General features: G+C 47.8%; 12 protein-coding genes. 3 read left to right on the top strand and 9 right to left on the bottom strand.

Annotated features, from left to right (window positions below; genetic code table 11):
* Nucleotides 1-33: 33 nt before the first annotated feature.
* Nucleotides 34-459, top strand: a complete 426-nt coding sequence (locus AB7S66_RS03100; protein WP_428517942.1) for a flavodoxin domain-containing protein — start codon at nt 34-36, stop codon at nt 457-459.
* On the opposite strand, the gene speB is transcribed toward AB7S66_RS03100, so the two are convergent.
* Genes speB through speA form a run of 4 tightly spaced genes read right to left on the bottom strand, consistent with a single transcriptional unit; the run spans nt 433 to nt 5,557 of the window.
* A complete protein-coding gene (gene speB, locus AB7S66_RS03105; RefSeq protein ID WP_428517943.1) occupies nt 433-1,311 on the bottom strand; it encodes an agmatinase in 879 nt (292 codons plus the stop codon). The genes AB7S66_RS03100 and speB overlap by 27 nt on opposite strands.
* A gap of 10 nt (nt 1,312-1,321) precedes the next feature.
* Nucleotides 1,322-2,437, bottom strand: coding sequence for a carboxynorspermidine decarboxylase (gene nspC / locus AB7S66_RS03110; RefSeq protein WP_428517945.1), 1,116 nt, complete (start codon nt 2,435-2,437; stop codon nt 1,322-1,324).
* A gap of 3 nt (nt 2,438-2,440) precedes the next feature.
* Entirely contained in the window at nt 2,441-3,646 is a 1,206-nt protein-coding gene (locus tag AB7S66_RS03115; RefSeq protein ID WP_428517946.1) for a saccharopine dehydrogenase family protein, read from the bottom strand.
* A 3-nt stretch (nt 3,647-3,649) separates the two neighbouring features.
* Nucleotides 3,650-5,557: a biosynthetic arginine decarboxylase gene (gene speA, locus AB7S66_RS03120; protein WP_428517948.1), complete on the bottom strand. Its 1,908-nt coding sequence runs from the start codon at nt 5,555-5,557 to the stop codon at nt 3,650-3,652.
* A 253-nt stretch (nt 5,558-5,810) separates the two neighbouring features.
* Here speA and AB7S66_RS03125 point away from each other — a divergent pair, with 253 nt between their 5' ends.
* Both AB7S66_RS03125 and AB7S66_RS03130 read left to right on the top strand, forming a co-directional pair.
* Nucleotides 5,811-6,779, top strand: coding sequence for an SPFH domain-containing protein (locus tag AB7S66_RS03125; protein WP_428517949.1), 969 nt, complete (start codon nt 5,811-5,813; stop codon nt 6,777-6,779).
* Between the two features lie 17 nt (nt 6,780-6,796).
* On the top strand, nt 6,797-6,979 hold the full coding sequence (locus tag AB7S66_RS03130) for an Arc family DNA-binding protein (protein ID WP_428517950.1): 183 nt from the start codon (nt 6,797-6,799) through the stop codon (nt 6,977-6,979).
* Nucleotides 6,980-7,016: 37 nt separating this feature from the next.
* Here AB7S66_RS03130 and AB7S66_RS03135 read toward each other — a convergent pair whose 3' ends face one another.
* From AB7S66_RS03135 to AB7S66_RS03155, 5 genes are all read right to left on the bottom strand, one after another.
* On the bottom strand, nt 7,017-8,795 hold the full coding sequence (locus AB7S66_RS03135) for a 5'-nucleotidase C-terminal domain-containing protein (RefSeq protein ID WP_428517951.1): 1,779 nt from the start codon (nt 8,793-8,795) through the stop codon (nt 7,017-7,019).
* Nucleotides 8,796-8,873: 78 nt separating this feature from the next.
* On the bottom strand, nt 8,874-9,164 hold the full coding sequence (locus AB7S66_RS03140; RefSeq protein WP_428517953.1) for a toxin-antitoxin system YwqK family antitoxin: 291 nt from the start codon (nt 9,162-9,164) through the stop codon (nt 8,874-8,876).
* A gap of 205 nt (nt 9,165-9,369) precedes the next feature.
* Nucleotides 9,370-10,218, bottom strand: a complete 849-nt coding sequence (locus AB7S66_RS03145) for a DUF72 domain-containing protein (protein ID WP_428517955.1) — start codon at nt 10,216-10,218, stop codon at nt 9,370-9,372.
* A 96-nt stretch (nt 10,219-10,314) separates the two neighbouring features.
* Complete coding sequence (gene malQ, locus AB7S66_RS03150; RefSeq protein ID WP_428517956.1) at nt 10,315-11,847, bottom strand: 4-alpha-glucanotransferase; 1,533 nt, start codon at nt 11,845-11,847, stop codon at nt 10,315-10,317.
* 40 nt (nt 11,848-11,887) lie between these two features.
* Nucleotides 11,888-12,518: carbohydrate ABC transporter permease (locus AB7S66_RS03155; protein ID WP_428517957.1), on the bottom strand; the 631-nt coding region annotated here is incomplete at its 5' end.

Here is a 12,518-nt window from a genome sequence, read left to right on the forward strand (position 1 = left end):
AATTTACTAGTATTAATCTCCATTGGAGGAACTATGAAACGTATTGCAATTGTATATTACAGTGGGACGGGTAATACCGAAGCCTTGGCCCAAGCGGTGGCAAAGGGGGCCATGGAAGCCGGTGCAGGTATCAAGGTGATCAAGGCCGGGCTGTTCTCAGCCGACTTGCTCGATAGCTATGACGCAGTAGCGTTTGGGTGTCCTGCAATGGGCTCAGAAAGCTTGGAGGATGAGGTATTCGAACCAATGTTCAATGCACTCCTTCCCCATCTGGAGGGAAAACCTGTTGCGCTCTTCGGTTCCTACGGATGGGGAAACGGAGAGTGGATGGATGAATGGGCTGAACTCACCAAGGACGCAGGGGCAGTGTTGGTTGCCGACCCGGTCATCGCCTTGGATACTCCTGAAGATGATGCACTGGGTGCAGCCTTTTCACTGGGAACAGCGCTTGCTGGCTAGTCCCATCAGGAAATACGTAAGCTTGCTTGCAGTATAGGAGGGGTGATGCAAGGCATTGGGAGCCAATTCCACTACATCGCACCCAATAATCGTCCTATCCTTGGTAAGAACGGTAAGTAACGTAATTGCATCCCACCATGAGAGTCCACCTGGATCAGGGGTCCCGGTGGCACTCATCAACCCACAATCGAATGCATCGACATCGAAGGTAATGTATAGCTTTTTGGGGAATGAAGGAGGAAGGGCAAGTGTTTCCAATGAGTGCAAATTCTTTTGGCTGTAGAGGAACGATGCATCATAGTGACCAACCTGGTAGCACTCACGTGCTTCAAGATCCTCTTCACTATAATTCCGAATTCCTACCTGGAACAATGGGATACCAGCCTCTACGACACGCCTCATGACCGATGCATGGCTCAGTTTGCTCCCTTCATAGGCATCCCTTAGGTCCATGTGTGCATCAAACTGCAGGATACCGACATCCCCTTGGGGGAATCGGTCTCTCAAGAGAGGGATTGCAGCATTGGTAACCGAATGCTCACCACCGAGAAGTACAGGGATGGATCCCTGGTCATACGCCTGGAGGAGAGCCTCAGCAGCGGCTGCTATCGCTTGTTCGGCCATACCTTCTGTTTTTAATGGTTCCCGGGTATGAATTCCCAAGGCCCCAGGATTCCCGAATCCTTCAACAAGTTGTTCAAGCTGGGATGAAGCTTCTATGATGGCCTCTGGTCCATCCGCTGTGCCTCCCATGTAGGAGACTGTATGCTCCAAGGGAAAAGGAATTACATGAAATCGTGCTGTTTCCTTGTCACAGTTGGGGAATTCTGAATCCAAAAACCAGTGTTCCATTCTCTCTCTCCTACGACAATCGTCGTTGATAATCATCAAACCCGAAGGATTTCACCACGGTATAGGTCTCATCACGATAGATACCGATATCCGGCAAGGCTATCCCATTGAACATGGTGGTCTTGACCATGGTGTAGTGCATCATGTCACAGAGTACAAGGCGATCCCCAATCTTGGGTGCTTTCTCAAAGGTGTAACTGCCCACCCAGTCCCCTGCCAGGCATGATGACCCCCCAAGGCGGTAAGATCCTTTCTCATCCAACTGCGCTCCGATCACTTTTGGGGAGTACGGCATTTCCAGACAGTCCGGCATATGGGCTGCAAAGGAGGCATCGATCATCAGTGTCTTGATACCACCATTTTCAACGATATCAAGAATTTCAGTTACCAGATACCCAGTTTCCCAAACAAAGGCTGCACCAGGTTCCAATATGAGCTTGATGTGGGGATATCGATCGTGGAAATCCATGATCGTTTTCCTGAAAAGGTCCAGGTCATACCCTTTCCTGGTTACCAGATGGCCTCCACCAAGATTCAACCAATCAATATCACCAAGTAAATGACCCCAATGCTTTTCGATTGATGAAAGCGTATGTGCCAGTTCCTGTGCCCCACTCTCACAGAGGTTGTGGGAGTGCAATCCACTCACCCCCCCTGGGAGTTTTGGAAGGTCCTTGGGAAGTATCCCCAAACGGCTCCCTTTGCTGCAAGGATCATACAAGGCAGTAGGGACTGTCGAGTACATGGCATTGATGCGAAGCCCCAATTGAGCATTACTGCTTCTATCCCGATATGTCTCCAGCTGGGAAACAGAGTTGAACGTAATATGTGTTGCCATTGAGGCAATGGTTTCAAATTCGTTCTTCTGATACACGGGAGCATATGCATGGATTTCATGAAAATAGGGGGATGCAAGAAGTGCCTCATTCAGAGAAGACGCAGTTGCCCCGCTTGCCACAGAGGCCAGCTCCGGGAATACCGCGTGCATCGCAAACCCTTTAAGGGCGAAGAGGAATGAGAGGGGAAGTTCCTTCTGCAACTGTTCAATGAGGGAAAGGTTCTTTTCCAGAAGCTCATACTCCAGGACAAATGCTGGAGTATGGCTCATCTTTTTCAAATCGATCATGGGCTATTCACCAAAGGCAAGCTTGCCATCGACAACCACTTCCCAGGGAAGGCCCAGTGGCCCAAGTTCCTCAAGGAATGGGTCAGGATCGAACTGTTCCATATTGTTTACCCCAGGCTCCTTCCAGATGCCACGGGCAACCAAGCTGGTTCCAAGTGCTGCAGGAACACCAGTTGTATAGCTCACTGCCTGTGCCTTGGTATCCTGGTAGGCCATCTGATGGCTGCAGTTATTGAATATGTAGAGTGTCCTCTCCTTGCCGTCCTTGATCCCCCTGATCTGGCAACCAATGGAGGTTTGCCCCTTGTAGTTTTCACCAAGTGAGGAAGGCTCAGGAAGTACGGCCTTGAGGAACTGCAGGGGTTGGATTTCCATTCCCTGGAACCTGACCGGCTTGATGCTGGTCATCCCAATATCCTCGAGCACCTTCAGATGGGTGATGTATTCCTGGCTGAAGGTCATCCAGAAACGTGCCCGTTTCAGACTTGGGTAGTGTTTTACCAAGGATTCCAATTCCTCATGGAAAAGCAGATAGCTCTCCTTACCCCCGATACGTGGATAATCCACGTTCTGGTGGATTTCCAGAGGTTCCGTACTCTTCCACTCTCCCCCTTCATAGTATCGGCCGTTTTGGGTGATTTCCCGGATATTGATCTCTGGATTGAAGTTGGTGGCAAAGCTCTTTCCATGATCCCCTGCGTTACAGTCTACAATATCGAGATAGTGCATCTCATCAAAATAGTGTTTTGCAGCATATGCGGTGAATACATTGGTCACCCCAGGGTCGAACCCACTTCCAAGCAGTGCTGTCAGGCCAGCTTCCTTGAACTTTTCCTGGTAGGCCCACTGGTAGGAGTATTCAAAATGTGCTTCATCCTTTGGTTCGTAATTTGCAGTATCAATATAATCAACACCGTACTCAAGGCAGGCCTCCATGATCGGGAGATCCTGGTAAGGAAGTGCAACATTGAGTACCACATCAGGTTTGAAGCTCTTCATGAGGCTGACCAATGACACAACATCATCAGCATCAACCTGTGCAGTTTCAACAGGAACTGGTCCTGCATCAGCGGCAATTGCATCACATTTTGCTTTCGTCCTGCTTGCAAGCAGGATTACTTCATAGAGGTCTTCCATTCTGGCCGATTTGCGTACAGCCACATTACCGACGCCACCTGCTCCTATGATCATCAAACGTTTCTTTTCCATGTCTTACTCCTCTTGGTCGGTTTCGTAGTAGGTATATCCTCTGAGTCCGGCTGTATAGGCAGCAATGATGCGCCGCCTCTCAAGCGGGGTTATCCTTCCATCCTGAACTGCACGTTCAGCTTTGTTCCTGATCAGGGCCTCCAGATGTTTTGGCTCATACTCCACATAACTAAGTACATCAGCCACAGTATCACCTTCCAACTCATTGTGAAGTCGGAATTTCCCATCCTCATAGGTAACTGAGGCAACATTGGTATCTCCCAGCAGATTGTGCAGGTCCCCCAGTGTTTCCTGGTAAGCCCCCACCAGGAAGACTCCGAGGATGTAGTCATCATTCTCAGGAAGAGTATGCAAGCTGAGGGTGTTCTCCACTTCCCAGCGACCGATGAATCGATCGATCTTTCCCTCGCTGTCACAGGTGATATCACTCAACACAGCCTTCCTGTCCGGCCTCTTGTCCAGCATATGGATAGGCATGATGGGGAATAATTGATCAATCGCCCAAACATCAGGAAGTGATTGGAAGAGACTGAAGTTCCCGTAGTATATATCTGATAATTGCTGCTCCAGCTTCTCAAACTCAGGAGACTCAACCTCCCCATAGGTCTGCTTGATCTCTGCAACAATTGACCAGTAAACATGCTCTGCTGCAGCACGCTCCCTCATATTCACCTTACCATAGAGGAACTTGTTTCTCATCTCCTCACGGTAATAGTTCAGGTCGTTCAGGCACTCCTGTGCATTCTTCTCGTTGAGCATCTTCCTCACGTAGAGGAGATTCTCCAATGCTGGCAGTACTTCTGGGTCGAGATTTGCCTCAACATCTTCCCCGTTCCAGAAAACATTGGTATCCAGGACGTTGAGCAGCAGGACCGAATAGTAGGAAACCAAGGCTCTTCCTGACTCACTGAGCAAGGTTGGATGGGTAACATTCTCTTCCTTGCAGATGGTCATCACTTCCTCTACAACGTCATCACAATACTCTTTGGTGGAATAATTTCGGCTGTTCGAGCTATCGGTATGTGAACCATCATAGTCAATTGCCAATCCACCGCCGATATCCAACAAGCCCATGGGGGCTCCCTCATGAACCAATCCACAGTAGAAACGTGCTGCTTCCGTTGCACCCATACGGATGTCACGGATGTTGGGTATCTGGCTTCCCAGATGATAGTGCAACAATTTCAGGCTATCGAGCATCTGCTCATTCCTGAGCTTATCAACCACCTGGATAACCTGTGTGGTGTTCAGACCGAATACACTGCGGTCCCCGCCACTGTCTGTCCAGTGTCCACTTGCTACCGTTGAGGGTTTCATTCTCAGTCCAATATTGGGCTTAATGCCCATCGCCCTGCTACGTTCAAGAATGATATCCACTTCTCCCGGCATCTCCACCACCAGAACGGTTTGCACCCCCATCGAGAGGCCTCTCAGGGCCAAGTCGATATATTCCTCATCCTTGTATCCGTTACAGACAACATAGGCTTCCAGATCATCGATATATGCGAGGGCAAGTAAAAGTTCAGCCTTGCTGCCGGTTTCCAAGCCATGGTGGTACTGCTTACCGTATTTGCATATTTCCTCAACAACCTGTTGCTGTTGGTTTACCTTGATAGGATAGACGCCCCGGTAGGTACCGGTATAGCCGGCATCCTTCATGGCTCCAAGGAAACTCTCATTGATATGTTGGATCCTCGAGTCAAGGATATTGGAAAATCGCAGGAGTACAGGCAATTTCATGCCTCTCTCTTGCAAGCCCTTGACAATGGATAACAAGCTTACTTGACTTTTGGGGTCTTCTTCTTTGAGCCGTACTTCCACTTCCCCTTTCTCTGAAACATGAAAATACTCATTTCCCCAGGAATCGATGTGATACAGCTTTCTTGCGTCATCTAGTGTCCAAGTATCCATTACTTCTCCTCATAGGTCTTTTCGTTTCATCAGTATACCAGAAATAATCGACAATGCACACAACAGTAATAGGGTACCGATACAGAGTGATGAACCCTTCGGGTTGTGAGTTGTAACAAGTAGAAACATACAAATGTCTTGCATCTCTAGTAATTCACAAGTCCTAATCTGATAAATATCACAGATGAGTGAATTATCCAATTGAGATCATAATGATATCTTTTTATATCATACCTTGAAGGTATTCGTATGAATGAACCTGTCTACTCAAAAAAAAGTCCTGGACCGACCTTCAATCGGATTGACAATCCTGGTAGTCAATGTGCTGCTTATCCTCTTGTCATTTGCCCTGTTCCTCTTTGGTATTGTAGCAGATATTCCAGGATCTATTTGTGCAGTTGTCATTACTCTTGGAGCACTCTATGGTTTTATCATTGGTCCGATCTTGTTTGGTGGGTTGAAGATTATCAAACCGAATGACGCGTTGGTGCTTACCTTGTTATGCCAGTATCATGGGACACTCAAGAAAGAGGGCTTTTTCTTTGTAAATCCTTTTGTCACTGCAGTGAAGCCTGCATCATCAGAAAATTTTTCAGGTTCCTATAAGCTGGAAGGAAAACCCGGTGCGAATAAGAGTGGAACCACAGCCTATTCAATACAGATTCCAAAACGAAAGTTATCCCTCAAAGCAATGACGCTGAACAATGAGAAGCAGAAAATCAATGACTCACAGGGCAATCCGATCATTATCGGTGTTGTCGTTATCTGGAAAGTGGTTGATACTGCTAAAACGGTGTTTGACGTTGACAACTATGTGGATTATCTTTCCATACAGTGCGATAGCGCACTGAGAAATGTGGTACGGCTCTTCCCCTACGATAGTGATGATGATGAAAAATCACTGAGAGGAAGCAGCAGGGAGGTGGCTGAGGATCTGCGAAAGAAACTGCAAGGCAAGGTTTTCGTTGCCGGCCTGGGAATTCTAGGGGCAAGAATCACCCACCTCTCTTACGCACCAGAGATTGCTGCAGCAATGTTGCAGCTTCAACAGTCTTCTGCCATCATCGCTGCGAGACAAAAATTGTGGAGGGAGCGGTTGGATGAGAGTGAGATAGTGAACCTGGATGAAGAGCGTAAGGCTTCCTTGGTAAGCAATCTTCTGGTGGTCCTTTGTGGAAAGAAGGAGGTACAGCCAATCGTATACAGTGGGTCGCTTTATTAGCGTAAGGATGATGACGTATGGATGCAAATGATAAGAGCAATAAACAGGTATTGTTGCGTCTTTCGTCATCGCTGTGGAAAGAGCTGGCCGCTTGGGCTGAGGATGACTTCCCCTCCATAAACGGCCAGATTGAGTATCTGCTCACCGAGAGCGTACGTTCCCGCAGGAAAGCGCTCAAGCATGACGATCAAGGGATATAGCGTTGTGGGCTGGCTTGCTGACCAGCCCACACTTATGCTATTTGATGATTCCCTGTTTCCTGAGCTCGTCGATATTCAAGGATTTGTTGTAGGGTGATTCAAGCTTCCCCTCATTTACCATCTTGATCACCTGCTTGCGATAGGGACTATCAAGGTTCACCCCAACGATCTTCCAGTTGTTGTCTACCTTTGGATATATCGTCCCCTTTTCCTTGATGTATGCTACGAGCATATCGCGAATTGAGTTTGGACTCTCCCATTCCCGTACTCCCGATACCAGTTTCTGTGCTTTCAGGGCCGAAGAATATCGGTAGTTGTTCACGGCAAGGGTAAGTTTCTGTGTATCTGAGAGCGGCTTGCCCTTGAACATGACATTCTTGATCCTCTGCCCTTCAGGTTTGCTCAGGTCTATCTCATAGTCAACACCACTGAACATATCATAGAGATAACCCGGCTTGTCTGGGTTGAAGCTGATGGAGATATCACCAGGTTTCCACTGGTTGTAACAGGTTGCTGACCACTCCATGTAGGCTTTCAGCTCAGCACCGGTAACCGGTACACGATAGAGGGTGTTGTCGTACTTGTAGATGCCAAAGATGGTTCCGTAGTTGATCGGTCCCTGGGGAATATCACTGGTATCGGCAAAGAGCGCTGCTGCCGACACATCAGCTCCACTGTTAAGCAGTTGTACCTCATTGATGAAATCCATGACTGCGGTATCACGAAGTTTTCCCTCAGGTATACCCATAATCTCATTCTTGGGCTGGAAGTCAGCTGCTGCTGTTCCGAAGATACCACCGCTGGGACTTCCATCAGCAGAGGGGGCTCCACCGGAAATAAAGTCCCTGGTGGCTTGATGTGCCTCCTTGATGAAAGTATTCCCCCTGATCAACTCACTCGGTTCATAGTCAGTCATATCAACGATGGTCACTTCCTGTCCATCAACCTGCTTGTTCTCATCAAGGCTGAGGTCGATGCGGATAACCTCACGTCCGAGGTTCTTTGCTCCACCGATAGCAATCCCATTCTGTATCTCTGCGACCGTGGTATGGGCATGCCCAACGATAAGCACATCAATCTCAGGGCAGAGCTCAAGGATAGACAGACCTCCATCACTGCCACCATCAACATCATATTCAGGATACAGTCCTACATGAGCTACAACTACCAGGACATCGACCTTGTCATCAAGGATATCCACTACCCGTCTTGCAGCAGGACCTACCGGAGCATAGACAAATGGATCGGTCTTCTCGCCATCCCATCTAGGAGCATTCGGATTTGTCAAGCCAATGATACCGACCTTTACTCCAGATCTCTCTACTATGGTGTATGGAAGGGCAGCCATGGTACCGTCAACACGTGACATGTTTGCGGCAAGCACTGGAAAATTTGCCAGTTCCTGGATTCTTTTGATCAGGTTTTCCCCAAAATTGAACTCATGGTTTCCCAATGTCAGGCTATCATAATCCAGGAGATTCATCGCACGGATGACAGGATGCTCACCTTCTCTCTTGTTGTATAAATCATCAGTCATGATATTCCCTTGGATAACATCACCATTATCCACCAGGATGACAGCTGGATGCGATGCACGTACCTGCTCCACATAGGTAGCAATGCGGGCCATACCGTTGTTGTTTGTCTCCTTGTCATTCTCATAACTGAATCCCCATACATTTCCATGAATATCTGTGGTGGCAAGGATGACAAGTTCCTCAGCCTGTTCCGGCAGTGGTTGAGCAAAGAGGAATCCCATTGTGATGCAAAGCATCACAATGCCAGGCAATACCCGCTTCAAGAGTACTCGTTTCATTATTCGGCTCCTTTTATCCGATTCCCAATCGGTTAGTGTGACATCCCTATTCTACCACCGCTTCTCCAGAATCCAATATCAATGGTACAACCGTTTGGTGATTTCTTTTCCGTCTTCGAACTGTGCCTCATACTCAACAGCCCCTACACGGTCATACCGAACCCACGGACCATGTTTCACCCCATGCTTGAAACTCCCTACCTGCCATACAATCCCATTCTCCCGATAGTAATGCCAAAGTCCATCCATAAGATTATCCTTGATGGGTCCCTCAGCCTTGATATTTCCATCCTTGAAGAAATAAGTCAGTTTCCCATCCTGCATCCGCTGTTCAACCTGACCGTTCGAATACATTTTTTCTTCTTTCATTGGTTCCCTCCTTGTTGATGCACAAACAAAAGAGCAAGAACCGTATTGATCCTTGCTCCTACCTTATGATTGCACATACATTGATTGCTGCAGATTTGACCTGCAGAGAGTTCTGGTAGTTTCATGACAGGAAAGCCAACCATTCTGCTTGCCTCCCGACTACACTTTACCGTAGCACACCTTCCATGATTCGTACATCGTCTGCCTATGCCTCTTGACAATAATCCATCAACTTCCTGATGGTAAGCGGGGCGCTCCCTTCATAGTGGTTGTTCACATTGATGTAAATCACTTTACCCTCTTGTGCAAGCTTTACCAGTCTTGGGGCAATTGCAATCATCTCCTGATCATGGCTTTCAAGAATTCGATTCCACTTCCCTTCACTCTCTTTTTCAATTTCTTTCCTATCTTCACCGTGCAAACGCACACAGAATGGAGAATGGAGATGGGACCCTGCTCTCTGCAATTGGGTGGCAAGATCATCCATCCAGTACCCAGAGAGCAATACAGGACCGATTTGCCGTTCCTCCAGAAAGGAGAAGTAGGAAGCTTCCATCCATGCAGGGTTCCTGATCTCTACGGCATAGGGAAGAGAATCAGGGAGCAAGGAGAAAAACCTGTCAAGTGATTCCAGGAACTCATCACGATCCTTGAACATGCTGCGGTTCAGGTATCCAAACTGAAACATCAATAACCCTATTTTCGGGATAAGCGGTTCTAGGGTTTCTATGAACCGATAAAACACCTCGGCATCAAGAAACCAAGGGTTTGGTTCCCTCTTGCTCTGGTAACGAAATGGAAGGGTCAAGGTGTTTGGACACTTGATGGTGAACCTAAAGCTGTCAGGAGTATCCTGGTCATATTCTCTCACATCATGGGGGAAAGGAAGACCATAGCTCCGCTTTCCCAGCGACCAGAACCATCTATCCACTTCCACCGAATCATAAGTATCGGCATACTGGGCTAGGTATCGCTTGGTACTGCCAGGCTCATATACCAATCCTTCCCAACTCTCATATTTCCATGAACATGTTCCAAAGTGCATGGTACTCATGCCTTACTGTAGCAAGGCTTGAGAGACGGAGCAAGGCCGGAACCTTGCAGTTCCGGCCTTGTCAGGAAGGTATATGAACACCCTAGGGCGCCACATTCAATTTCCCAGCAGCCCATTCCTGGCTGATATGGTAACCAAATGTGCAAGATTGTGAGCAATGGTATCAGTAAATTCATCTGCAGTGGCTCTCCAACTCCAGTTGACGTCATTGCAAGTTGAAGGATAGTTCATCCTTGCTTCCTCATCCTTTTCCAAGAGATCCTGCATGGGGATGATGGCTGTACGAGCACAGGAAAGCATCAGGGTGCGAATCATTTTCCGCACCACCTCTGACTCTTGACAATCAAGATAGGTAAGCACCATCTCCTTATCCTGTGCATCCAGGGAATTGAACCAACCAAGGGTGGTATTGTTGTCATGGGTACCGGTATACGCTACAAAGTTCTCCTGCCAGTTATGCGGCAGAAAATCATCATAATAATTGCTTCTCCCTTTCTCATCCTTGCTGAATCCAAATTGCAATATTTTCATTCCGGGAAATCCATTTGCATCCCGCAATGCTTCAACTGATTCGGTCATCAACCCAAGGTCCTCTGCAATGATGGGAACTGATCCAAAGTGGTCTCTCACTTTCCTGAAAAAGCTTTTACCATCTACATCAATCCATTTGCCATGTTCTGCGGTTTTATCCCCAGCCGGTATCTCATAGTACGCATCGAACCCCCTAAAATGGTCAATTCGCAGAATGTCTATCATGGCAAACAGTCGTTCCAATCGCTTGATCCACCACTGGTAACCTTCTGCTTCAAGAACGTTCCAGTCATAGACAGGATTGCCCCAAAGTTGCCCGGTTGCACTGAAGATATCTGGGGGTACCCCACTGACAGCGCTGAAATGCCCTGCACCATCCGTCTTGAACAGATGTATGTTGCTCCAGGTATCTGCACTGTCAGCTGCCACGAAAATGGGGACATCACCAACCAGATGAATACGCTTTGCATTTACATATCGTTTGAAGGCATCCCACTGTAAAGCAAAGAAATATTGCAACACCTTCCAGATGGCAATCTCTCGCTTATGTTCCTCACAAAACGCCCTCAATACATTCTTATCACGTTTTGCAAAGCTTTCAGGCCATTGGCTGAACCACCTGGCATCCTGATAGGTCTCATAGAGGACCATGAAAAGCGCATAGTCATCCAACCAGAACGCTTGCTCATTGCAAAAGCGGAGAAACGCATTCTCTTTATCCATTTCGGCAGCAAGAAAAGCCCGTGCAGCCTTCTTCAGAAGTGGTAGTTTCCGCTCCTGCACGAGTTGATAGTGTACCCTATCATCCGGAAAAGATGGCAAGGAAAGCAAATCCTCAGGGGAAAGATATCCCTCATGCATCAATGATTCAAGGTCAATGAGCAACTCATTGCCGGCAAACGTGGAACGTGGAGCATAGGGAGAATTCCCAAATCCTGTTGGATTGAGCGGCAAGAGTTGCCAGAGGCGGATATCTGCCTTCTCCATCCAATCGGCAACAGCATAGGCATTACGCCCCAAGTCCCCGATACCATACGGAGAAGGAAGACTGGTGATGTGCAAGAGAATACCGGCATCTCGTTTATGCTTGCTATTCATTGTTGCACACCTCTCTCATGATAGGTGCTTCCCATTGTCATCAACCCTTCACAGCGCCAGCAACTACACCACGGATGATGTGCTTCTGTGCTACAAGATAGAAAGCGATGATGGGAACCATGGCCAAGACCAGCATAGCCATCATAGCCCCCATATCGACCGCTCCATAGCCACCTCTCAAGTACTGGATGGCAACAGGAATTGTCTTGTACTCTGTTCCAATGGTCAGGTAAGGGAGGAGGTAGTCATTCCAGATCCACATGGTATTGAGGATGGCAACTGTGATCGCAGTTGGCTTGAGCATCGGAAAGACAATGAGGAAGTACGTCTTTACAGGCCCAGCACCATCAATCATGGCAGCCTCTTCCAGGCTGAGGGGAATACTCTTGATGAACCCACTGAACATGAAGGTTCCCAGTCCTGCACCAAATCCTACATAGAGCACGATAATGCCAACTGGATTATCGAGATGGAGTAAGTTGGCCGTTTTACTCATCGTAAACATGACCATCTGGAAAGGGACAATCATGGAGAACACCAACAAATAATAGACAAAGTTGGTGAACTTTGTTTTCACCCTGGTTATATACCATGCCAGCATGCTCGTGACCAATGAGATGCTGATCACGGAGAAAACGGTGATGAACAGTGAATAGCCGAATGCATCAAAG

The organism is Sphaerochaeta sp. (assembly GCF_050178175.1).
Classification (GTDB): Bacteria; Spirochaetota; Spirochaetia; order Sphaerochaetales; family Sphaerochaetaceae; genus Sphaerochaeta.

Bases quoted from the DNA above. Each gene is read 5' to 3' on its own strand.
- AB7S66_RS03100 (WP_428517942.1), top strand. From the start codon at position 34: ATGAAACGTATTGCAATTGTATATTACAGTGGGACGGGTAATACCGAA.
- speB (WP_428517943.1), bottom strand. From the start codon at position 1,311: ATGGAACACTGGTTTTTGGATTCAGAATTCCCCAACTGTGACAAGGAA.
- nspC (WP_428517945.1), bottom strand. From the start codon at position 2,437: ATGATCGATTTGAAAAAGATGAGCCATACTCCAGCATTTGTCCTGGAG.
- AB7S66_RS03115 (WP_428517946.1), bottom strand. From the start codon at position 3,646: ATGGAAAAGAAACGTTTGATGATCATAGGAGCAGGTGGCGTCGGTAAT.
- speA (WP_428517948.1), bottom strand. From the start codon at position 5,557: ATGGATACTTGGACACTAGATGACGCAAGAAAGCTGTATCACATCGAT.
- AB7S66_RS03125 (WP_428517949.1), top strand. From the start codon at position 5,811: ATGAACCTGTCTACTCAAAAAAAAGTCCTGGACCGACCTTCAATCGGA.
- AB7S66_RS03130 (WP_428517950.1), top strand. From the start codon at position 6,797: ATGGATGCAAATGATAAGAGCAATAAACAGGTATTGTTGCGTCTTTCG.
- AB7S66_RS03135 (WP_428517951.1), bottom strand. From the start codon at position 8,795: ATGAAACGAGTACTCTTGAAGCGGGTATTGCCTGGCATTGTGATGCTT.
- AB7S66_RS03140 (WP_428517953.1), bottom strand. From the start codon at position 9,164: ATGAAAGAAGAAAAAATGTATTCGAACGGTCAGGTTGAACAGCGGATG.
- AB7S66_RS03145 (WP_428517955.1), bottom strand. From the start codon at position 10,218: ATGAGTACCATGCACTTTGGAACATGTTCATGGAAATATGAGAGTTGG.
- malQ (WP_428517956.1), bottom strand. From the start codon at position 11,847: ATGAATAGCAAGCATAAACGAGATGCCGGTATTCTCTTGCACATCACC.